This window comes from Halomonas bluephagenesis (assembly GCF_054790765.1).
This window is the reverse complement of sequence record NZ_CP133631.1, coordinates 1063130-1085112: the sequence shown is the minus strand read 5'-3', so window position 1 is coordinate 1085112 and position 21983 is coordinate 1063130. Positions and strand designations below refer to the sequence as shown.

Genomic DNA, 21983 nt, shown 5'->3' with positions numbered 1-21983 from the left:
TCAGTTTCACTAATTTAAAGCATCCTCCCCACACAGTGGGGAGGTTTACTGTATAGAGAGAACGTTATGAGCTTGCATCAGGATCTGATCGAACGCGACCGTAAAGTCACTTTTCACGCCTCTACCCACCTTCGCGACTTCGCCCAAGGCGACTTGCCTGGTCGTGTTATCACTGGCGGCAAAGGCATTAATATCGTAGACAAAGATGGCCGTGAGTTTATCGACGGTTTTGCGGGCCTTTACTGCGTTAATATCGGCTATGGGCGCACTGAAGTTGCCGAAGCGATCTATAAGCAAGCGCTAGAACTTTCTTATTACCACACCTATGTGGGTCACTCGAACGAGCCGCAGATCGAGCTTTCTGAGCGTATTCTGAAAATCGCTGGCATGAACATGTCCAAAGTTTACTACGGCATGTCAGGCTCTGATGCGAACGAAACACAGCTCAAAATTGTGCGCTACTACAACAACGTGCTAGGTCGTCCGCAGAAGAAAAAAGTGATCTCGCGCATGCGCGGTTACCACGGCTCCGGCATCGCTTCTGGTTCACTAACCGGTCTTAAAGCGTTCCACGACCATTTTGACCTGCCAATCGATACCATTCGCCACACTGAAGCACCGCACTACTATCTGCGCGCGGCAGAGCAGCACGGTATGACAGAACGCGAGTTTTCTGCCTACTGTGCCGATAAGCTGGAAGCGATGATTCTGGAAGAAGGCCCCGACACCGTTGCGGCATTTATCGGTGAGCCTGTTCTGGGAACGGGTGGTATCGTGCCCCCGCCAGAAGGCTATTGGGATGCAATTCAAGCAGTGCTAAACAAGTATGACGTACTATTGATTGCCGACGAGGTCGTGTGTGGCTTTGGCCGTACCGGCTCTGACTTTGGTAGCCACCACTACAACATGAAGCCTGACTTGGTCACCATCGCTAAAGGGCTAACCAGTGCGTACCAGCCACTTTCTGGCGTGATTGTTGGCGACAAAGTATGGAAAGTGCTGGAACAGGGTACCGGAGAGTTTGGCCCCATCGGTCATGGTTGGACCTATTCAGGTCACGCACTAGGGTGTGCCGCTGGTCTTGCTAACTTGGATATTATCGAACGCGAAAATCTAGTGGGTAACTCTGCTGAAACTGGCGGTTACTTTCAGCAGCAGCTCAAGGCCACCTTTGAAGGCCACCCATTGCTGGGCGACGTACGCGGTGTTGGCCTAATGGCCGCTCTCGAGTTCTCACCAGACGCCAAACAGCGTCTGCATTTCGACCCGGCGTTGAAAGTTGGCCCGCGTGTTGCCGCAGCGGCAATGGAAGAAAACTTGATTGCTCGTGCGATGCCACAGGGCGATATTCTGGGCTTTGCACCGCCATTGACCATTAACCGTGGTGAAGTTGACGAGATGATTGGTCGCGCCAAGCGTGCCATTGACCGCGTTACCGATGAGCTGGTGCGTTCAGGTGATCTTAAAACCGGTGAGCAAGAAGCCGCCTTTACGATTTAATAGCGCTTAACGCTCTCCAAACGCCGTTGCCTATATCGCAGCGGCGTTTTTGTTTTTGATAAGGGCAGCTATGCTAAATGCATGAGATCACTTATCTCCCATCATTATTCGACCCATTAGACTAGGAGCTATCATGCAACCGGTACTCGCTTTTGATGTATACGGCACGCTCATTGATACCCAAGGGGTAACGGTTGAGCTAGAACGACGCCTTAGTGATGTCTCCAAAGCTGAGGAATTCGCTAAACGCTGGCGGGAAAAACAGCTGGAATACAGCTTTCGCCATGGCTTGATGGGAGCCTATGTACCGTTTTCAGAGTGCACCCGCGAGGCATTAGTTTTCACTGATCGCGCAATGCAGAGCGGTCTCACTGATAACGATCATGACCACTTGATGGCGGTTTATGCGGAGTTACCTGCATTCCCCGACGTGGTGCCTGCCCTAGACCAACTGCGTGATGCAGGAATTCGCTGTGTGGCATTTTCTAACGGCACCCAAGAAGCTGTTACTAAGCTGTTGGCCCGCGCAGGCGTGGAGAGCCATATGGATGCAGTGGTGAGTGTCGATGATGTAAAACGCTTCAAGCCCGACCCCGCGGTATATGCTTATTTGCGCACACGTTTAGAAGCGCGCCCTGAACATACATGGCTAATTTCCAGCAATCCTTTTGATGTGATTGGAGCAACGCATGCAGGCTTACACAGCGCCTGGGTGCGCCGCCACCCTGATGCGCCGTTCGACCCCTGGGGTGGAGAGCCAGACATGACTATCGCTGATCTTGAATCCTTCGCCTACCGCTTACTTAAATAACGGTATCCCACATATTAAGGAGATTGTATGCGTTTTGCTTACTATGCCGCAGTAGCTGCCCTATCAATCATGGCTCAACCTGCATTAGCATCCTCTTCAATGGGAATTGAGCATGTTGATAGTGAGAGCTCATTTGAGCAGGTAACCGGCCAGCTTAGCTCAGCACTTGAGGAAAAAGGGCTTATGTTGGTGGCAAGTATTGATCATGCTAAAAATGCTGCCAACAACGAGCTGTCGCTGCCTGCCACCACGACGTTTATTTTCGGTAATCCTAACGTTGGCACCCCGATGATGCAGTGTAATGGCAGGGTCGCGTTAGATTTGCCGCAAAAAATGGTCGTGCGCGAAACAGATGATGGCGTGCGTATCGAATGGAATGACCCGCATTATCTCGCCGAGCGCCACCGCCTGGAGGAGTGCGATTTACCGCTCGATAATGTGGCTAATGTATTGCGCGATGTGGCCGAAAGTGCGGCTCAGTAGTATCGTGAACGCAGCAGCGTAAAGGCTGTCAATATGCCCAATGGCCGCGCATAATGATGGCCTTTTAATCAGTTAGGAAGCTAGCATGTCGGAAAAAATTTATTGTATCGCCAGCTTTAAGCCCAAAGCTGGAAAAGAAGAAGCGGTATTTAAAGCGCTGCAATCATTAGAGCCAAACACCCATCGCGAAGACGCTTGTATTCACTACACTGTGACTCGGCAAATCGATAACCCGTTTGCCCAGGGCACCAGCTACCCAATCGTGTTTCATGAAATTTGGGCTAGCCGTGAAGAGTTTGAAGCCCACTGTCAGCGCAAAGAGATTCAAGATTTTTTCGCTAAGCACGTCGAATCACCCGACGGCGATATTGAAGATGCCAATGTGTGTGTTTATACCGACGAACCGTGGAATTTTGATGCTCCCAAGGTGTAAAAAGCACTAAAGGTGTAGAATAAGTAAGCGTTGTACCAAGATGACGGAGCCAACATGACTGAAAAGAAAATGAACGTTGAAAGCTTTAACTTGGATCATACCAAGGTAAAAGCACCTTACGTGCGTTTGGCCGATATTAAAGAAGGCCAAAATGGCGACCGTATTCACAAGTATGATCTGCGTATTTGCCAGCCCAACAAAGAGCACATGGAGATGCCCGCGCTGCACTCCCTGGAGCACTTGATGGCTGAGATGTCGCGTAATCACACCGACAAAGTGGTTGATATCAGTCCGATGGGTTGCCAAACCGGTTTTTACATCGCGATGATTAACCACGATGATTATGACGGCGTGCTAAGCATTATCGAGCAAACACTCAACGACGTGCTGACCGCCACAGAAGTGCCCGCCTGCAATGAGATGCAGTGTGGCTGGGCCGTTAGCCACAGCCTGGAAGGTGCCCAAAAGCTAGCCAAAGGCTTGCTGGCTAAGCGCAGTGAGTGGACCGAAGTATTTGCTTAAACGGTCAATGTAAGCACGTAATATCGGTAATACGCCTCCTTATTGGGGGCGTTTTAGTGTTAGTCCATTAACCAATGGAAAACGCCGAATAACGGTGACATGCTGGCACCACAAGCACACTCACTGGCTGGCGGGGCATTGAAATGCTATTGGATACGTGGCTGTTATACCTAGTCGCCTGCATAGGCTTATCGCTTTCGCCAGGGCCGAACGGTCTGCTTGCGCTTACTCATGGTGCATTGCATGCCAGCCGTAAAACGCTCTTTACCATCGCCGGTGGTGCTACTGGGTTCATCCTGATTATTGCCTTGTGCCTATTTGGCATTGGTGCACTGCTCAAGTCATCAGTAATTTGGCTAACCGTATTGAAATGGGTAGGCGGGGCTTACCTTGTTTGGTTGGGTATTCAGCTATGGCGCTCACCGCCCATTAATGGGGAAATTGATGTAACGGCTAGTCGCGCAAGCGGGTGGCATCTGTATCGTCAAGGTACGTTATCCTCGATTACCAACCCTAAAGTACTGCTGTTTTTCAGTGCGTTTCTGCCCCAGTTTATCGACCCGCAAGGTAGTTTAATCCTGCAGTTTTTTGTGCTGGCAGGCACCTTTGTGGCTATTGAATGCATAGTTGAAGGCCTGCTTGCCAATATGGCTAACCGGATTCGCCACTGGTTGAAGCACGTAGGCCGCGGCTTTAATCGCACTTGTGGTGGAATTTTCATCGCCATTGGTGCGGCGCTTCCGTTAAGAGCGTGAAGTGTAAAAGTGCCGCTATTGCTAATGGTTAAACATGGGGGAAGGCATAGAAGGTAAGGCATAGAACATCACTGCTCTATCAGTAGAGCAGTGATGTTTAAGCGATTTAAACCACGACGGTGTTATTTGATCAGGTTATTGCGTGGCTTGAAAATTCTCAGCAGCTGCTTCTAGTACGGCTAACGCTGATTCGGCATCTTCAAACCCTAGACCTTCCATACCACCATCAGGGCCTTTGTAATTTGCAAACCAGATATCAACAATCTGAATCGCCCCAGGTTTCATAGACACCTCCAGGCCCTATACTAAAGGTATCTAGGAGGAACCATGAGCCATCCCCGCTACACTGAAGAATTCAAAATCGAAGCCGTCAAACAAGTGGTAGAGCGCGGCCATCGCGTGGCCGAGGTCGCTGAGCGGCTAGGCGTGTCAGGTCACAGCCTGTACAACTGGATTAAGCGATACGATAAGCCGGTAGAACAACGGCAAGAGGATGATGATCTCCAAGCTGAAAACCGTCGTTTGAAGGCCGAACTCAAACGCGTATTAGAAGAGCGAGACATATTAAAAAAGGCCACCGCGTACTTCGCCAGGGAGTCCGACTGAGGTACGCGTTTATTCAAAATTATTCGAGCCAATATTCGGTACGTCGCTTGTGTCAGATGATGGCAGTGCACCCCAGCGGTTACTACGCATGGTGTAAAAAAGCGCTCTCTAATCGAGCGCGGGAAGATGAGCGCTTGCTGGGATTGATCAAGCACTCCTGGCTTGAAAGCGGCGGTGTATATGGCTATCGCAAGGTCTACCAGGACTTGCGTGAAGCTGGCGAAGCTTGTGGGAAGCACCGTGTGGCGCGTCTTATGAATAGGGAAGGTTTACGCTCTCAGACGGGCTATCGACGACGCCCTGGCGGCTATGGCGATGGGAAACCGACTGCCGTATCCCCTAACCATTTAGACCGTCAGTTTGAAGTAACAGCGCCAAATATTGCTTGGGTGACGGACATCACGTACATCCGCACTTACGAAGGCTGGCTTTACCTATCGGTAGTTATCGACCTGTTTTCCCGTCAAGTGATTGGCTGGTCGATGAAGTCTCGCATGACTACGGAGTTGGCACTGGATGCTTTGTTATCAGCAGTCTGGCGACGCAAGCCACAAGGAACGGTGATGGTGCATTCGGATCAAGGGAGCCAGTTTAGCAGTGGAGACTGGCAAAGCTTTCTGAAAGCGAATTGCTTGGTAGGCAGTATGAGCCGACGTGGTAACTGTCATGACAACGCCGTTGCTGAAAGCTTCTTTCAACTTCTCAAGCGGGAGCGAATCAAGCGACAGATTTATTCAACACGCGAAGCGGCTAGACGTGACGTGTTCAATTACATTGAAATGTTTTACAACCCAAAGCGCCGACACGGCACAAGTGATAACTTGTCACCGGTTGATTATGAAAGGCGTTACTTTAAGAGCCTAACGGGTGTCTAAAATATCCGGGGCGATTCAATCTGGCTAACACCAGGGAACTCACTATCGAGTTGCTGCATACTTTCAATATGAGCAAACGGTGAATCCTGGGTAAGTACTGCCACCAGTTTGTCGTCTTGTTCACCGTCATCTAGCATTTTTAAAACGCCAATGACGCGGACATCAACGACTGCACCGCGCGGTATCGCCTGACCTAATACGATGACATCCAATGGGTCACCATCACCCCCAAGTTCTTTGGGCAGGGCAGTACCAGGAATGGCGCCGTAATTTCCGGGGTAACCCAAGTAATTCACGACGCGCGGCTCGCCGTCTTTATACTCCCAATAAACCGCGTTTGGGTCTTCTTTGCTAACTTCCCATTTGGCAGATGTGCCTGTTGGTATCTCGATAATGGCGTTAGCAAAACCATTGCTATTAATGGCATCCATCGCCATTAAATCGTGATTGCCCACAATGTTGAAATCATCTTTCAGGGTCATGTTTGAGGTATAAGGCGTTGTTTCAGAAAAAGCTAAATTGCCTAATGACTCTGCATGCGCTGCGGACGTTAACATTGAGATGCTTATGACACCTGCAAGTAATAGTTTGTTATGCATGATCATTCCCATGAGCGATTTAATTTATCAAACCTTATCAGGGGGGAATGACGGATTAGTGACAAGTTCAAGGCGTTAAGCGGGATCAATGGTTAGCAGTAGCCGCTTTTGTCCTTCATCCAAAGAAGGGCTGCGGTGTACTAGGCCATGTTCTTCACAGCCTACCCAGCCACTGCCTTTTATTAACGCGATGTCACCAGCCTGCAAACGCTGAATGGCAGTTGGGTCGTTGATAATCTCGGGGCGACTAGGCGTTGGGGCACCCAGCCCTGCGCGGTTAATCGCATTTTCAGGCAACCACTCGCTGCCTGGGCCAACATAGGTGGTCACTAAACGTACTGGCAAGTTGTCGCAATGAAAACGTGGACACATCGCCGCCGTTAATAAGCGTAGTCGAATGCCCACAGTATCGGTATCAAACAGGAACGCGATGGCTTCAGCGACGGTTGCAACATCGTCAACCAGCGGCTCTCCTGCTGCTGGGTCAGGTAGCTTACGGCGTAAATCATTTTTAAAGTCCTCTGTAGGGCTGCCAAGCCATGCGTATTGCCAGTCCCGCGAGGTCTGACACTGTGCGTTTGCGCTTAGCGCTACATCAGCGGGCAGGGCGCGTTGCAGAATGGCGATATTAATCTGCTCTTCAAAAATACGTGGCAGTACGCTGATGTCAGTATCCAGTGCGGCGTGTTGTGGTAGTACCCAAGATGCAGCCTGGTAAGAGTGTGGGGTGGGCATGTAGGTCTCCTGTTACGTTTAGCAGTGCATTAGCATTGAGAGGTTAGGTCGCAGAGCTCTATTTGTTATGTTATAACGTTTTTATCAATAGGAGGCCATACATTGCAACCCGATATCAATCAGTCAATAACTGCCAGAACAGATAGTGGCGCTGAATTCCTAGATGCAAAAAAAGCTGAGGAAGCTTTGCTGTTGACCTCATCAGCAGACGAGTACATGAATGCCGCACAGCTTGCGTTTTTCCGTCAGCGGCTTTTGAACGAACGTGCGGAGCTTGAGGCGCATTTAAACGAGGTGAAAACGGCTATCGCCTCCCATGAGAGAGATAGCGACGAGGCTGACCAGGCGTCGTTTGAGGAGGAGCTACGGTTGTCACTTCGCCAAGCAGATCGCGAAAGTCGGTTGATCAATAATATTGATGCAGCATTACAGCGTATCGAAAATGGTGAGTACGGCTTCTGTGAAGAAACTGGCGAGCCCATTGGTATTCAACGCCTACTTTTTCGTCCAACGGCAAAACTTTGCATTGAAGCAAAGGAGCGCCAGGAGCGTAAAGAGCACCATTTCCGCAAGGCAAGGGGGGAGTGATGCAGTTCTCCACGCTGACACCGGTTAACGTGCTGACCGGTTTTTTAGGTAGTGGCAAGACAACGCTACTCAATCGCTGGGTACGCCAAGCGTCAATGCGAAACACGCTAATCGTGATTAATGAGTTTGGTGATATTGGTCTTGATCATCAGTTGATTACGCAAAGTGATGAGCAAGCGGTGGTGGAGATGAGTAGCGGCTGTTTGTGCTGCACATTGCGAGGAGACTTGAGCCGCACGTTACAGCAGGCCATTGACGCGCTTCTGGCAGAAGGAAAGCCAGCACCTGCCCGTGTTGTCATTGAAACCACAGGTCTTGCCGATCCCGCACCGATTTTACAGCTGTTAATGACCGATCATTGGCTTTCTCACCGTTTCCAGTTGGATAGCGTGGTGTGCTGTGTAGACGCCGCGAACGGTGAGTCAACGTTGCAAGCGCATCGTGAGTCACAGCGTCAGGTAGCGATAGCAGACCGATTACTCATCACCAAAACTGACCTGGTCGACGAAGTCCGCCTAACACCACTGGCTAACCAACTGGCGTCCATCAATCCGGCAGCAGAGCAGTGGCAGGGAGTGAACGGTAATCTTTCGCCTGAGTTGTTGGTAGGCGCAGGGCTTTTGCGTCGCGATTCTCAACGATACCAGGTAGACCAGTGGCTTAAATCAGCACGTTATAGCGTTCTCTATGCCACAGATGTCGAGCATGAGAAGAGTCAGCAGAGTGTCAATAGCGCTGCTTTTATGCAGCCCACTAGTCAGCCAACGTTGACTCGTCATGGAGAGAATATCAATGCGTTTTGTTTTTGCGTCGAGGCGCTAATTACGCCAGAGGCTCTAGAAAATTGGCTAGATCTGTTGATGTTGCTGATGGGCGAGAAAATGCTACGCATTAAAGCAATTGTGCACCTTACCGATCGAGAGGAACCGTTGGCGTTGCATGGCGTCCAGCACATTTTTCATCCGCCGACGCCCCTGCCTATGCATTGTGTTAGTGACCGCATTTCTCGGTTTGTTTTCATTACTCAAAACGTCGCCCCTGCCACTGTGGGCGAGCTTTATAGTTTTTTCACACCCTCTGTCGCACCAACGATCTCATCAACGATCTCACCCACTAACGAGGCAATTTAATGACGGCTTTTACCTTACCTGATATTGCCCAACAACCGGCCCCTTTCCCGGGCACGCTTTCCTGGGTAGGTATGGAAGGCATTGCTTTGCCAGTACAGCTGGCGGGAAGCCAGGTAAACGCCAATGTGTCAGCCGGCGTTAGCCTTGAAGAAGCTGATGCTCGTGGTATCCATATGTCACGGCTGTATACCGCATTGGATGCATTAGAATACCAGCCACTAACGCCTACGTTACTTCATCGCGTTCTTGGCACCTTTTTGGAGAGCCACCAGGCGTTATCTGAGAGCGCTTACCTAACGTTTAGTGGGGACGTGTTGCTTAAGCGTGATGCGCTCATCAGCCCTTTGTCAGGTTGGAAAGGCTACCCGTTTACACTGCGCAGCCAGCTCACACCGTCAGGTTTCAAGGTAGAGCTAGACGTATGCGTTGGTTACTCCTCAACATGCCCCTGTTCCGCTGCATTAGCGCGGCAGCTAATTCAGCAAGCGTTTGCGGAAGATTTTGAAGAGATACCGTTAACCAAGCAGGCCGTACTTGCGTGGTTGGGGAGTGAAGAGGGCGTTCTCGCGACGCCGCATAGCCAGCGCAGCGTCGCTCACTGTTCCATACGGCTGGCGGGGAACGGTGAAATACCGCTTGCTGAGCTTATTGAGCGTATTGAAAACGCCCTGGGGACAGCGTTACAGACAGCGGTTAAACGTATCGATGAGCAGGCATTTGCCCTTGCCAATGGCCAGAATCTGATGTTCTGTGAAGATGCGGCAAAGCGCCTAGATCGAGCGCTGAGAAAGATGGCTGATATTTCAGGCTTCCAGCTAAAGGTGGTTCATGCTGAAAGTTTGCACGCCCACGATGCGGTAGCGAGATGCGAATGGCAGTGGTGAGAAATGTCGTTAGCAGGTTGAATGAAAATAAAGATGTCAAAAGGTGTGTTTGCTCATTGACACTAGGCTCCCGTGGCCTTATATACGACGCATCATCCATCACTATGAGCTCTCATGTTCCTTCTCATCACGATTGCTACCATTTCAATCGCGCTCTCCTTTCTGTGTTCTATCCTTGAAGCGGCGCTGCTGTCTATTACGCCAAGCTATATCGCCAAGCAAAAAGAAGATAATCCCAAACTTCATGCAGCGCTGACCAAGCTAAAAACGCATATTGATCGGCCGTTGGCCGCGATCTTAACTCTCAACACCATTGCGCATACCGTCGGTGCAACGGCAGGGGGGGCGCAGGCCGCGGTCGTGTTTGGCGAAGCATCTATTGCCATTGTGTCTGCCGTCATGACCATGCTGATTTTAGTTCTTTCCGAAATTATTCCGAAAACGATTGGTGCTACCTATTGGCGAGGTTTATCCCCCGTGTTGCCACGGCTACTGAACCCTATGATCATTGGATTGCTACCGTTTATCTGGATGTCCGAACAGATTACGCGCCGTTTAGGAAAGTCAGAACATGACGTTGATTTGCGCGATGAAATTAAAGTGCTGGCGCGGGTAGGTTTGGAAGAGAAAGTATTGGATGCGGATGAGTCACGCACCATTATTAACATGCTGAATTTGCATGAAATTGCGGTCAATAAAGCGATGACGCCCCGTACTGTCTGTGAAACGGTGTTACCTAATATGACGGTTAAGGAGTTTGACGAGCAGTATGGCAAAACGCCATTCACTCGTTTCCCCGTGATGGATAACGGCGAGCAGGCATTTGGTTATGTGCATAAGGCTGATATGTATCACGCTGATGACGCCAAAACCATGCGTGAACTGATGCATCCGATTGGCAGTGTAGACGTTTCGAACAATGTCGAGCAGGTGTTTACGTCGATGTTAAAAGACCATCTGCATATGCGGGTGGTCTATGATGAACACGGCACTTTTGTGGGCCTTATCACCCTGGAAGACATTATTGAGACTATATTAGGTCAAGATATTGTCGATGAAACCGACAGTGTGGCGAACTTGCGCCATTATGCAAAACAGCGCTGGGTAAAACGCATTAAGCGGGAAGAGAAAGACGACAAGTCGCTTGATTGAATACAGCGTGTGTATCATTGCTATAGTACAAAACGTTCTATAGTGAAGGCGTTGAAAGTCATATAAGGTATTAAGGTCACTTGACCCTAATGAGGAGGAACGATGTCATTACGTATCAATTCGGTAGTGCCAGATTTCGAAGCAGAAACTAGCCAAGGCCCGATTCGTTTTCATGACTGGATTGGCGATAGTTGGGCAATCCTGTTTTCTCACCCTAAAGATTTTACCCCAGTATGTACCACCGAATTTGGTGCTGTTGCTACCCTCAGCGCAGAATGGAAAAAGCGCGGCACCAAGGTCATTGGCGTTTCTGTGGATGGCGTAGAAGACCACAAACGCTGGGGGGACGACATCCAATCCGTTAGCGGCAGTGAAGTCGACTTTCCGATCATCGCTGATGACGGGCTAACCGTATCGAAGCTTTACGACATGCTGCCAGAAGAAGCTTATCTACCTGATGGCCGCACACCAGCCGACAGTGCCACTGTTCGCTCGGTGTTTATTATCGGGCCAGATAAGCAACTGAAACTATCCATGACCTATCCCATGACAGTAGGGCGTAATTTTGCCGAAATTTTGCGTGCACTAGATGCCCTGCAAACCACGGCACAACATGGTGTTGCCACGCCTGCTGATTGGACGATTGGTCAGGATGTTATCATTCCGCCGAGCGTGTCAGATGAAGATGCCAAGCAGAAATTCGGTGAGTTCGAGGCAGTTCTGCCGTACCTGCGTAAAACGAAATTGCGTTAATTAGTTAACGCTGTCTCGTTTAAGACTGAAAAACTCGCCATGAAAATGGCGAGTTTTTTCTTATGAAGGTGCTAAAGCGAGCCGTTCGATAGAGTGAGATACATTCTGCGCGCCTTGTAAAATTTCACTCACAATTGACGCTATTTCTTTAACACTCGTTTGACTGGTTTCACCCTGCTTGACCACTTGCTGCATTGCCTGGGTGGTGCGTGCGACAAGTGCATTATTTTCTTTTAGAACTCGAGTGATTTCGCTCACCGCTTCACTTGACCCTTTGGCTAACTGGCGTACTTCGTTTGCTACAACAGCAAATCCACGACCCTGTTCACCCGCTCTTGCTGCCTCCACCGCTGCATTTAATGAAAGCAAGTTTGTTTGGCTGGCAATTTGCGCGATTGATGCAGTAATTTTGTTAATCTGCTCCGCTTGTTGGTTTAGCGCAGTGATTAGCTGCTGTGCTTCGTTGAGCGTATGGGCGACATGTTGTGAGTCAGAAAGCACAGTTTGCAGATGGGTTAACCCATTTTGGGCAATTCGCTCGGTCTGGCTAGACGATGCTTGGGCGCTGCTTACCGTGGCTTTAGCAGCTTCTGTTGCCAGCATTGCTTGGGTGATATCGGTAGCAAATTTAACCACCTTTACCACGTTACCTTCGTCATCAAAGATAGGGTTATAAGTAGCTTCCAGCCAAACGGTGTCTCCTTTGGCATTTAGGCGTAAAAACTTACCCTGTTTATACTCCCCTTGGCTTAAGCGTTGCCAGAAGTCTGGGTGTTTTCGGTAAAAATCACTATCGCAGAAAAGTCGGTGATGCTCGCCACGAATTTTGTGCAGTGGGTACCCCATTGCTTGTTCAAAATTAGTGTTGGCATCCAGAATATAGCCGTCGGTTGTGAATTCAATCACTGCCATTGAGCTATTTAGAGCTTGAAGAATGGAGCGTTCGCTAGCGGCGTTTTGGTGCTCTTTGGTCACGTCGTTGGCTACTTTAAAAATCTGCACAACCTTGCCACGTCGATTCTTAATCGGTAAATAGGTAGCCTCAAGCCATACTTCTTCGCCAAGTGCATTCACGCGCCGAAAGCGCCCCTGTTGGCTTTCACCGGCTGCAAGTGATTTCCAAAAATCATCATATTGACGGTTGGACGTTTCTTCAGGAAAACAAAAAATACGGTGATGATGTCCCTTAATGTCAGCTAATGAGTAACCCATAGAGGCTAAAAATTGCTCACTAGCCTCTTGGATAATGCCTTCCGATGAAAAGTAGATACAAGCAGTATGTTGGTTTAGGGCGCTACGTAAGGCGTCAGAAGTAAAATATGCGAGCATTGGTAGTCCCTTAAATCTGGTCTGTTGTTATCCGTGAATAGGTTGATAATAGATCAGATCTTAATAAAAGGCACTTACTTGTAATGGATTTGTATAAAAATAAAGAGAGATAGGGTGCCAGCGTTGTCTAACTATTTGGGCATGCCGGGGGAGTGTGAAGGCTAGAAAAGCCTAGTTGGGTAAACCACGCGGTGGCGTTGCCGCCTGTATTATCACCATCGCTCATTAAGGCTATGCCGCTGATTTGGCTAGGGGCACTGCCAAAAAGTGCTTGGTAGTCAGCACGGACATCGCGTACTTCTGCCACCCATTCCCCAACCGCGCTATTGCCACTTTGCAAGGCCATCAGTTGCGCTCGGTCAGTAAATGCATTTGGCCACGAAGCACCCTGGGGTTGAGTAGAGGCCCAGACATAGTTAACCGATTCGATCTGCCAAGGCAGAATGCCCGTCTTGTGAGCTACGTAAACCCGTGCGGGATAGTCATCGCCCGCTTTGGTCGTTTCATCAACGCCCGGATAGGTTGAGTCTACTTGCCAGCACCAGTGAAGATAGGGCGTTTCATTTAAATCAATATCGCGCTCGAGGTAGCGTGCCGAGGCCTGCCCCTGAGCATTGACTTCAAGCACCCGTTGGCCTGATTTTTCAACAATTGAATAGCGTGTTTCGCCTTCAAAGCTACGAGTGGGCCAAGTCATGATTTGGTTGGGTGTAAAGCGTATCTCTTGACCATTGGCCACAGAAAACAAGAATGGCGCGGAAACCAGGCATGTTACTACTGCTCTCTGCGCAGTTCTCTGTTTATGGAAAACGTTAGCGGGGTTCATGAGGCCCCTCGTTATCGGTTGATTGGTTTAACGTAGTGGGGTGGTGGCTGCCTATTGTATGAAGCAGGTCAAACTGGCGGGCACAGGCGCGGCAGGCGCTGCACATAGAGAGATGGATGCGGAGTGCAGCACGTTCGCGAAAAGTGAGTGCTCTATCTTGTTTAAATGACATCAAACGTGTTGCTTCACGGCACATTAGCATCGTTGTTGGCTCCTACTGACCCCAGCCGTTATCCAAGCACGCTCTTAACCTTAACCGTGCTCGGTGTAAGATAACCCAGCAGTTAGTTTCTGTTATGTCGAGTTCCTTACAAATATCCTGTGTCGATAATCCCATCAGTTCTCGTAAGGTAAATACTCGCGCGATACTGTCGGGTAGCGCTATTAAACAGGCATCGAACACTTGCCAGAAGTGCTGATTCTCTAAAATATGTTCAGGTTCTCCCCAGTCATGAGGACGGGCACTGGGCTGCCAATGCCCGTTTGATTTGAATAGCCGATCTAACGTGTCCTCGTCTATTGAGTCATTTAGCGGCTGCCAGCGTCCCTGTTTTTTTTGCTGACGCAAATGGTCAAGAAGCTTAAATTTTAAGATGCCAAATACCCAGGTTTCAAATTCTGAGCGCCCTTCAAATGAACCGGTTTTTTCAAACGCGGTGAGTAACGTTTCCTGAACGGCATCTTCGGCGGCAGCATTCTCCCTAAGCTGCAAGCGTGCAAATGCAAGCAGGCGAGGACGGATAAGACTGAAGTGTTCTGCAGTTTGATGAGAGGAGATAGGCAATGTGAGCTTCCCTAAGCTAATAAAAGTCAGGCTTAAAGCTCAAAGATCCCATCACCGCGTAAAATACGCTGCGGTGATGGGGGAGAAGCGCTTGAACAGTTAAGCGGTTAAGTGCTCTACGAGCGCTTGGGCAAACGTATCGGTGGTGCCGGTGCCGCCCATGTCGGGTGTCACCATGTCGCGGCGCGTTTCCAACACTGCACGAATTCCGTGACGAATAGCGTCGCCTTTTTCGTTCATGCCCAAGTGTTCGAGCATTGGGGCGGCTGCCAGCAGTAAGGCGCAAGGGTTGGCAATTTTTTGTCCGGCAATATCCGGTGCTGAGCCGTGAACCGCTTCAAAAATAGCGGCTTTTTCGCCGATGTTAGCGCCTGGTGCCAAGCCTAAACCGCCGACTAACCCGGCACAGAGGTCGGAAAGAATATCGCCAAACAGGTTGGTAGTGACGACTACATCAAACTGGTGGGGGTTCATCACCAGCTGCATGCAGGCGTTATCCACAATCATTTCCTGGAATTCGATCTCTGGATACTCTTTAGCGATTTCCCGAGCGACATCCAAAAATAGGCCAGAGCTGGTTTTAATGATGTTAGCTTTGTGTACGGCGGTCACTTTTTTACGGCCGTTCTTTTTTGCTAGTTCAAACGCATAGCGAACAATACGTTCGGAACCATGGCGGGTCACCTTAATGACTGAAATGCCGGTATTGCCGTCATCAATCATTTCCTGGCCATCAGAGAGGTAGGCGCCTTCGGTGTTTTCCCGCACGGTAATCATATCGATGTCGTTGTAGCGCGAGCGCGTGCCGGGGAAACTGATAGCAGGGCGCACGTTGGCGTATAGGTCAAAGTGACGACGTAGCTGCACGTTGATGGAGGAGAAGCCTTTGCCAATGGGTGTGGTCAGCGGGCCTTTCAGGGCAATGCCGTATTTCTCAATGGCATCAAGCGATTCCTGAGGAATTAGCGTGCCGTGTTTTTCGAGCGCCGCCAGGCCAGCATCGATAAACTCATAATTCAGACCACACTCCAGCGCATCAAGCACGCGCAGGGTTGCATCCATAATTTCGGGGCCGATACCGTCGCCTTTAATCACCGCAATTGACTGGCTCATCATCTCTTTCTCCTCTTTGGCGGGCATATTCGGCACGTGAATGTGTGTGCCGCTTCAACATAAAACGTTGGCAACTGTCATCGTTTTTGGTGGCGCAATGGTACGCCACAATCAGGCGCGAGGTCACCCTGCCTAAGTAGAGGTGAGGGCGTGTTTGTGTGTCTCAGTGAGGACTACGAGAGTGGCGTGAGATGCAATGCGGCTATGATGCTGTTAGAATATTGCGCTTTGTCGCACCTTGCTTATTTGCAACCGTACAGAATATTACTAATGACCGCATTTACTCACATCTATTCTGGGCTGATGACTCCGCCCTAGCTCCCTGCCTTTCTTAAGGCAATGGCTGCGCATTCATCGCGCTGTCATTGCTTTCTGGTACTTAAATTTAGCCGCGCTCATATCATGTAGTGCGTGGTCGTCTCAGTATCAAACGCCAGCTTATCTTCACAATAAAAAGTGGTACATCCTCAGCGTGCCAATGCTTGGTGGCGTTGTCTGCCCGCTTTTGGCCAATCTTCAAACCTTAACCATGGACCCTTCGCATGTACGAAAAGTTTAAACAATCTTGGCTTTCTAACCTCAAGGGCGACACCCTTGCGGGGATTGTCGTTGCGCTTGCGCTGATTCCTGAAGCCATTGCATTCTCAATTATTGCGGGCGTAGACCCCAAAGTGGGCCTTTATGCTTCCTTTGCGATCTGCGTCATCATTGCCTTCACTGGTGGGCGCTCGGGTATGATCTCTGCTGCAACCGGTGCCATGGCGTTGTTGATGATTACGCTGGTAAAAGAGCACGGTTTGGAGTACCTGTTGGCGGCCACGCTGCTTACTGGTGTACTACAGATTATTGCAGGCTACTTAAAGCTTGCTGAGCTAATGCGTTTTGTGTCTCGTTCGGTGGTTACCGGGTTTGTAAACGCGCTAGCAATTCTTATCTTTATGGCCCAATTGCCTGAGTTAACCGGCGTTACTTGGCATGTATATGTCATGACGATTGCAGGCTTAGCCATCATTTACGGTTTTCCCTATGTGCCTGTGGTTGGCAAAGCCATTCCATCGCCGTTGGTATGTATTGTCGTCCTCACTGTTGTTTACATGGTGACTGGCATGGAAATTCGCAGTGTAGGTGACATGGGTGAACTGCCGGATAGCTTGCCAATGTTTTTGTGGCCTGATGTGCCGCTGAATTTCGAAACATTAATGATCGTATTGCCCTACTCGCTAATGTTGGCCGTGGTGGGACTGCTGGAATCCATGATGACAGCCACCATTATTGACGATTTAACCGACACCAAAAGTGATAAAAACCGCGAGTGTAAAGGTCAAGGTATCGCTAATATCGGTGCTGGTTTGATCGGTGGTATGGCGGGGTGTGCGATGATTGGCCAATCAGTGATCAACATTAAATCGGGTGGCCGTCGCCGTACTTCAACGTTAATCGCTGGTATTGCGCTATTAATGATGGTGGTCTTCCTTGCTGATTGGGTCTCGCAGATTCCCATGGCAGCGTTGGTGGCAGTCATGATCATGGTGTCGATTGGTACCTTCAGTTGGGAATCGATTCGCGATCTGAAAAAACACCCGATGAGCACCAACGTTGTGATGGTAGCTACCGTTGTCGTAACAGTAGGCACACACAACTTGGCTATTGGCGTGTTTGTTGGTGTGCTGTTGGCGGCGATGTTCTTTGCTAACAAAGTCGGCAACATCATGTATATCGGCTCGAAAGAAGTAGAGCCCGGTAAAGAGCGTGAATACCAAGTGGTTGGCCAAGTGTTCTTTGCCTCTTCTGAGCGTTTTATTGCCGCCTTCGATTTTAAAGAGAGCATCGATAAGGTCACCATCAACCTTTCCCGTGCCCACTTCTGGGATATTACCGCTGTTCAGGCCCTGGACCGCGTGGTGATTAAGTTCCGCCGTGAAGGTACCGAGGTCGAACTAGTGGGCTTGAGTGAAGCCAGTGCCACCGTGGTAGATCGTTACGCGGTACACAACGATCCTGAAGCGGTTGAAAAGCTGATGGGCGGCCACTAACTACCGCAAGGAGAGCGATATGACTGAACATGTACTCGCCGCGATTGACGGCTCCCAATATGCAGAAAGCGTCTGTGACTACGCCGCCTGGGCAAGCTTGGCATTAAATGCCCCGCTTAGCTTTGTGCATGTGGTGGATAATCATTCTGTTGTACCAGAAGAACAAAATTTGTCAGGTAACCTAAGGTTTGGTGCCCGCGAGCGCTTGATGAAAGAGCTTTCCGAGCTTGATGAGCAGCGCGCCAAGGTGAACCGTGAGCAAGGCAAGCTCATGTTGGAAGCTGCTAAGGCACGGGCAGTGGAAGATGGGGTCGTTGATCCCATTGTTCGCCAGCTTAACGGCACGCTGGTCGAAACCTTGGTAGAGCTAGAGAAAGACATTCGTTTATTGGTGGTAGGCAAGCGTGGCGAAACGGCTCACCATGCCAGCGGCCACCTAGGTTCTAACCTTGAGCGTGTGGTGCGTGAAATGCACCGCCCAATTCTCATGGTGCCTAAAGCCTTTAAGCAACCTGAAAAGGTACTGATTGCGTTTGACGGTAGCAAAACTGCCCGGAAAGGGGTGGAGATGCTGGCGCGCTCGCCGTTATTTGCAGGTGCCGAATGCCATGTGCTGATTGTGGGTGCTGAAACTGCAGAGCACCGCAGCGAACTTGAGTGGGCGCTGACTACGCTACGCGACGCTGGCCACCAAGCCGAAGGCGCCATCCGCTCCGGTGAGGTAGACGACACCTTGCAAGCGTACGAGAAGGAGCATGCTATCGACCTTCTAGTGATGGGCGCCTATGGCCACTCGCGTATTCGCCACTTGCTGGTTGGTAGTACTACAACGGCGATGTTACGCGGTAGCCGAATACCGGTGCTGATATTGCGTTAAACAATACGCACGCTTTAACGCCGGTCACCACGCTAAGGGGCCGGCGTTTTTTTATAGGTGGCTTGGAATTAGCTTGCCGGGTACCCAGCGTATCAACACTACCATGCCAAATAGCTCCACTAGCGATTGAAAAACAATAACAACTGCTGCAGCTTGCCATCCATTGGGCAGAGTAAGCGCAATAGGCAACATGACAAACGAATTGCGCGTACTAAAACTAAAGGCAAGTGTTCGGGCGCTAGTGGCGGGAAGCTTAAATAGCCTGCCCAGCACTTTACCTATAAATGCCGCCACTACTAAATAGCCCACAAAAATAAACACTACCTGTACCAATACATGGGTAAGCGCTAGCACGCTATTAACCTGTGTTGCCGCAATGACCAATACTACCAATGCCAGCAGCGGCACTGGCAAGTAACCAAGCTGTTCAGTGACGTGCTCAATGGCGTGATAGCGCTGGGCCGCTAATTTCGTCAGCCATGCCAATCCCAAGGGCAGCATAATTAAGCCAGCAAAGGCGCTGAGAAAGTCGGTAGAAAAAGTTAGCTGAAACCACTCGCCGCCTAAAAATAGCCAAAGATAAACGGGCAACGCGACCATTTGGATGACCAGCAGTAGCGGCGTTGCCGCGACAGCGCGGGCGGCATCGCCTTTGCCTAAGTGCGTGAAGGTAATAAACCAATCGGTGCAAGGCACCAGCAGCACTAGCAAAACCCCAGCTATCACCGGTGGGGGAAGTGGCAGCCCCAGTACTAAAAGACCTAGCACCAACACCCCGAGTAGCGCAGGGATGATTATAAAGTTGCCCATCAGCAGCCCTGCCATAAAGCGTGTATCGGCAACGCTTTGCTTGATATCTAATAGCGGTATTTGAGTAAAGGTGGCGTAGAGCAGAACACCGAGCAGCGGCCATAGCAGCTGTTCAAACGATGACACGAGTATGGGGGCTATTAGGCCCAGCATAAGCCCTAGGCAGATAAACCCCAGGTAAACCCAGGACTGCTGCCGCTCTAACTGCTCGCGCATAAAATACCTACGGTTATAGACGAGAAAGCGCTATACGTTCTCCTAGCCAGGCCGCCAGTAACCAAAGCGGTAGGCTGACGAATATATAAAGCAGCGCTAGCCCAGAGAGTCCTTGCTGAATAAGGTGCAAGGTTTCCAGGCTAAAAAGTGAAAACGTGGTAAAGCCGCCACAAAAGCCGGCGACTAACAGCGCCTGCCAGTGCGCCAGCTTGGCGTTAGGAAAACGCGAGGCGGTAGCGGCAACCCAACCGATGACCCCAGAGCCCAGCACGTTAACTAATAGCGTGCCCCAGGGGAAATAGCCGCCAAACGCTGCCAAAGACACGAGAGATACCCCGTAGCGAAGTGCACTGCCAATCCCGCTGCCAATCCCGACGGCTAGGTAAGCTTGCCAGCTCATAGCAGCAACCCCATAGCCAATAGCCAACCGAGCGTGACCATCACCATGCCCAGCAGTAAAGTAGCGGCAATATTTAAGGCGGCACGCAGCGCTTGGCCGCTTTGCCATAGCTCAATAGTTTGTAAGCTAAATGAAGAAACAGTGGTGTAGCCACCTAACAGGCCTGCAATAGCAAATAGCCACAGCGGCTGTGTGGTTGGCACGCCGTAGTATCCGAGTAGCCCGCCCGCTATAAACGCACCGCTGGCATTCACCAGTAAGGTGCCCCATGGGAAGGTTTTGCCCAGCAGGTGGGCCATAAGGTTAGACACGGCATAGCGACTCATGCCGCCCAACGCGCCGCCAAGTGCTACCAGTAGCATGCTCGCGATACCATGCCCCATCGTGACTCCTTTAACTGAACGCGTTAATAGGCCGCTAAGTGTACCACCCACCCTATAACGATAGGGATGAACGGAAAGAACGCGTTAAGGTGTCGCTGGTCAATAAGTTCGTGTAAAAAAGAGTGAGAATAATAAAAATCTTAACGCACCCGCTCAAGGAGTCGCTTTTATGTCTGATCGCGTGTTCGCCGCTATTGATGGATCTCAGTATTCGGAAAGTATCTGTGATTATGCTGTCTGGGCCGCCAAGGCACTTGATGCGCCATTAAGCTTTATTCATACCCTGGATAACCACTCTCAGGTGACAGAGCCTGATCTAACCGGGAATTTAGGCTTAGGGACTCGAGAGCATTTGCTAGAAAAGCTATCTGATATTGAAGAACAGCGCGCGAAAGTTGCCCGTGAGCAGGGGCGTTATATGCTCGATGCGGCAAAAGTACGCGCAATGAAAGCCGGTATTACGGATCCACTCTGCCTTCAGCGTAACGGTACGCTGGTAGAAACCTTGGTTGAAAACGAAAAAGAGATGCGCTTACTGGTGTTAGGCAAGCGTGGCGAAACCGCGCATCAAGCTAGCGGCCATCTAGGCTCCAATCTTGAACGCGTCGTGCGCGAGATGCATCGCCCTCTATTGATGGTGCCTAAGCAGTTTACGCAACCTAAAAACGTGATGATGGCGTTTGATGGAAGCAAAACGGCCCGCAAAGGCGTTGAGATGCTGGCCAAAAGCCCGCTCTTTGAAGGTGCTGCCTGCCATGTCGTGATCGTGGGCGCTGAGACGGCAGAAAACCGATCACAGCTTGAGTGGGCAATCGATGTTCTTGAGTCTGCTGGCCACCACGCTGAAGGAGCAATACGCGCTGGTGAAGTGGAAGAAACGTTGCGCGCTTACAAGCAAGAGCACGGCATCGATTTGTTGGTCATGGGTGCCTATGGCCATTCGCGTATTCGTCACTTGCTGGTTGGCAGCACGACGACCGCCATGTTACGCAATGCCCATTTGCCGGTGCTAATTCTGCGCTGAAGTCATTAGGAGAGGCAGATGAATCACCCTGAGGTAGACATCGCCGCGATACGCCAAAAGCTGTTGGCGCTAGAGGTTTCTTTGCGAAAAGAAAGCATTGAAAGCGCGTCTTCAAGAGAGACGGTGGTGCTTGACCAAACGTCGGTGGGGCGTCTGTCACGTATGGATGCGCTGCAGGGCCAAGCAATGGCAAAGGCAGAAGAGCAGCGCCGCCAAATGTCGCTTAAGCGTATTAGCGGCGCCTTGCAGCGTATTGAACAGCAGAACTTTGGCGAATGCATTGAGTGTGGCGAATGGATTGGTGCCAAACGCCTCACCTGGGACCCGTTAGTGCTGAAATGTATCGAGTGTGCTGAGTGAGC

The 21983-nt window shown here is 50.4% G+C and carries 27 protein-coding genes; 16 read left to right on the top strand and 11 right to left on the bottom strand.

Going from position 1 to position 21983, the window contains the following annotated elements; translation table 11 throughout:
* Positions 1-66 precede the first annotated feature (66 nt).
* From REH51_RS04915 to REH51_RS04890, 6 genes are all read left to right on the top strand, one after another.
* Positions 67-1500 carry an aspartate aminotransferase family protein gene (locus REH51_RS04915; protein WP_009721372.1) on the top strand — a complete coding sequence of 478 codons (1434 nt, stop codon included), beginning with the start codon at positions 67-69 and terminating at the stop codon, positions 1498-1500.
* Positions 1501-1633: 133 nt separating this feature from the next.
* The gene (locus tag REH51_RS04910) at positions 1634-2311 is read left to right on the top strand and encodes a haloacid dehalogenase type II (protein ID WP_009721373.1); all 678 of its coding nucleotides are present in this window, start codon (positions 1634-1636) and stop codon (positions 2309-2311) included.
* Between the two features lie 27 nt (positions 2312-2338).
* Positions 2339-2794, top strand: coding sequence for a DUF302 domain-containing protein (locus REH51_RS04905; protein ID WP_498937010.1), 456 nt, complete (start codon positions 2339-2341; stop codon positions 2792-2794).
* An 85-nt stretch (positions 2795-2879) separates the two neighbouring features.
* Positions 2880-3227 carry a putative quinol monooxygenase gene (locus REH51_RS04900; protein ID WP_009721375.1) on the top strand — a complete coding sequence of 116 codons (348 nt, stop codon included), beginning with the start codon at positions 2880-2882 and terminating at the stop codon, positions 3225-3227.
* 54 nt (positions 3228-3281) lie between these two features.
* Positions 3282-3749: an S-ribosylhomocysteine lyase gene (locus REH51_RS04895; RefSeq protein ID WP_498937008.1), complete on the top strand. Its 468-nt coding sequence runs from the start codon at positions 3282-3284 to the stop codon at positions 3747-3749.
* A 143-nt stretch (positions 3750-3892) separates the two neighbouring features.
* Positions 3893-4504, top strand: coding sequence for a LysE family translocator (locus tag REH51_RS04890; RefSeq protein ID WP_498937006.1), 612 nt, complete (start codon positions 3893-3895; stop codon positions 4502-4504).
* A 135-nt stretch (positions 4505-4639) separates the two neighbouring features.
* On the opposite strand, the gene REH51_RS04885 is transcribed toward REH51_RS04890, so the two are convergent.
* Positions 4640-4789: a hypothetical protein gene (locus tag REH51_RS04885; RefSeq protein WP_009721378.1), complete on the bottom strand. Its 150-nt coding sequence runs from the start codon at positions 4787-4789 to the stop codon at positions 4640-4642.
* A gap of 42 nt (positions 4790-4831) precedes the next feature.
* Between REH51_RS04885 and REH51_RS04880 the strand changes: the two genes are divergently transcribed.
* Positions 4832-5985 (top strand): IS3 family transposase gene (locus REH51_RS04880; protein WP_143759676.1). Its coding sequence is split into 2 segments (ribosomal slippage): positions 4832-5075 and positions 5075-5985, totalling 1155 coding nucleotides; the frame shifts between segments, so codons are not numbered across the junction.
* On the opposite strand, the gene REH51_RS04875 is transcribed toward REH51_RS04880, so the two are convergent.
* Positions 5982-6584 carry an inorganic diphosphatase gene (locus tag REH51_RS04875; RefSeq protein WP_009721381.1) on the bottom strand — a complete coding sequence of 201 codons (603 nt, stop codon included), beginning with the start codon at positions 6582-6584 and terminating at the stop codon, positions 5982-5984. The genes REH51_RS04880 and REH51_RS04875 overlap by 4 nt on opposite strands.
* A gap of 75 nt (positions 6585-6659) precedes the next feature.
* Positions 6660-7319 carry a DUF1826 domain-containing protein gene (locus REH51_RS04870; protein ID WP_498937004.1) on the bottom strand — a complete coding sequence of 220 codons (660 nt, stop codon included), beginning with the start codon at positions 7317-7319 and terminating at the stop codon, positions 6660-6662.
* A gap of 102 nt (positions 7320-7421) precedes the next feature.
* Here REH51_RS04870 and dksA point away from each other — a divergent pair, with 102 nt between their 5' ends.
* The 5 genes from dksA to REH51_RS04845 all read left to right on the top strand — a co-directional run bounded on the left by dksA (position 7422) and on the right by REH51_RS04845 (position 11826).
* Positions 7422-7907 carry an RNA polymerase-binding protein DksA gene (gene dksA, locus REH51_RS04865; RefSeq protein WP_009721383.1) on the top strand — a complete coding sequence of 162 codons (486 nt, stop codon included), beginning with the start codon at positions 7422-7424 and terminating at the stop codon, positions 7905-7907.
* Entirely contained in the window at positions 7907-9037 is a 1131-nt protein-coding gene (locus tag REH51_RS04860) for a CobW family GTP-binding protein (RefSeq protein WP_498937002.1), read from the top strand. Before dksA ends, REH51_RS04860 begins: the two co-directional genes overlap by 1 nt.
* On the top strand, positions 9037-9921 hold the full coding sequence (gene folE2, locus REH51_RS04855) for a GTP cyclohydrolase FolE2 (protein ID WP_498937000.1): 885 nt from the start codon (positions 9037-9039) through the stop codon (positions 9919-9921). The genes REH51_RS04860 and folE2 overlap by 1 nt, the downstream gene beginning before the upstream one ends.
* 114 nt (positions 9922-10035) lie before the next feature.
* Entirely contained in the window at positions 10036-11073 is a 1038-nt protein-coding gene (locus REH51_RS04850; protein ID WP_498936998.1) for a CNNM domain-containing protein, read from the top strand.
* Between the two features lie 102 nt (positions 11074-11175).
* Positions 11176-11826: a peroxiredoxin gene (locus REH51_RS04845; RefSeq protein ID WP_009721387.1), complete on the top strand. Its 651-nt coding sequence runs from the start codon at positions 11176-11178 to the stop codon at positions 11824-11826.
* A 60-nt stretch (positions 11827-11886) separates the two neighbouring features.
* Here REH51_RS04845 and REH51_RS04840 read toward each other — a convergent pair whose 3' ends face one another.
* The 5 genes from REH51_RS04840 to REH51_RS04820 form a co-directional block, all read right to left on the bottom strand.
* A complete protein-coding gene (locus tag REH51_RS04840) occupies positions 11887-13155 on the bottom strand; it encodes a methyl-accepting chemotaxis protein (protein ID WP_009721388.1) in 1269 nt (422 codons plus the stop codon).
* A gap of 127 nt (positions 13156-13282) precedes the next feature.
* Positions 13283-13852, bottom strand: a complete 570-nt coding sequence (locus tag REH51_RS04835) for a DUF3047 domain-containing protein (protein ID WP_234667701.1) — start codon at positions 13850-13852, stop codon at positions 13283-13285.
* A 115-nt stretch (positions 13853-13967) separates the two neighbouring features.
* Entirely contained in the window at positions 13968-14177 is a 210-nt protein-coding gene (locus tag REH51_RS04830; RefSeq protein ID WP_260648575.1) for a zf-HC2 domain-containing protein, read from the bottom strand.
* A gap of 18 nt (positions 14178-14195) precedes the next feature.
* On the bottom strand, positions 14196-14765 hold the full coding sequence (locus REH51_RS04825) for a sigma-70 family RNA polymerase sigma factor (RefSeq protein ID WP_498936996.1): 570 nt from the start codon (positions 14763-14765) through the stop codon (positions 14196-14198).
* 99 nt (positions 14766-14864) lie between these two features.
* Positions 14865-15878, bottom strand: coding sequence for an isocitrate dehydrogenase (locus REH51_RS04820; protein WP_498937709.1), 1014 nt, complete (start codon positions 15876-15878; stop codon positions 14865-14867).
* Between the two features lie 542 nt (positions 15879-16420).
* Between REH51_RS04820 and REH51_RS04815 the strand changes: the two genes are divergently transcribed.
* Together REH51_RS04815 and REH51_RS04810 are read left to right on the top strand one after the other, a co-directional pair.
* A complete protein-coding gene (locus REH51_RS04815) occupies positions 16421-17911 on the top strand; it encodes a SulP family inorganic anion transporter (protein WP_009721393.1) in 1491 nt (496 codons plus the stop codon).
* A 19-nt stretch (positions 17912-17930) separates the two neighbouring features.
* Complete coding sequence (locus REH51_RS04810; RefSeq protein WP_009721394.1) at positions 17931-18788, top strand: universal stress protein; 858 nt, start codon at positions 17931-17933, stop codon at positions 18786-18788.
* A gap of 51 nt (positions 18789-18839) precedes the next feature.
* On the opposite strand, the gene REH51_RS04805 is transcribed toward REH51_RS04810, so the two are convergent.
* From REH51_RS04805 to crcB (REH51_RS04795), 3 genes are read right to left on the bottom strand one after another with little or no spacing between them, the layout of a single operon-like run.
* Entirely contained in the window at positions 18840-19814 is a 975-nt protein-coding gene (locus tag REH51_RS04805; protein WP_498936994.1) for an arsenic resistance protein, read from the bottom strand.
* 13 nt (positions 19815-19827) lie between these two features.
* Positions 19828-20214 (bottom strand): fluoride efflux transporter CrcB, encoded by a 387-nt coding sequence (crcB, locus tag REH51_RS04800; protein WP_498936993.1) that lies wholly within the window; start codon positions 20212-20214, stop codon positions 19828-19830.
* Positions 20211-20597, bottom strand: coding sequence for a fluoride efflux transporter CrcB (gene crcB / locus REH51_RS04795; protein ID WP_009721397.1), 387 nt, complete (start codon positions 20595-20597; stop codon positions 20211-20213). Before crcB (REH51_RS04795) ends, crcB (REH51_RS04800) begins: the two co-directional genes overlap by 4 nt.
* A gap of 169 nt (positions 20598-20766) precedes the next feature.
* Here crcB (REH51_RS04795) and REH51_RS04790 point away from each other — a divergent pair, with 169 nt between their 5' ends.
* Positions 20767-21621, top strand: a complete 855-nt coding sequence (locus tag REH51_RS04790; protein ID WP_009721398.1) for a universal stress protein — start codon at positions 20767-20769, stop codon at positions 21619-21621.
* A gap of 18 nt (positions 21622-21639) precedes the next feature.
* Positions 21640-21981, top strand: coding sequence for a TraR/DksA family transcriptional regulator (locus tag REH51_RS04785; protein ID WP_009721399.1), 342 nt, complete (start codon positions 21640-21642; stop codon positions 21979-21981).
* Positions 21982-21983 lie beyond the last annotated feature (2 nt).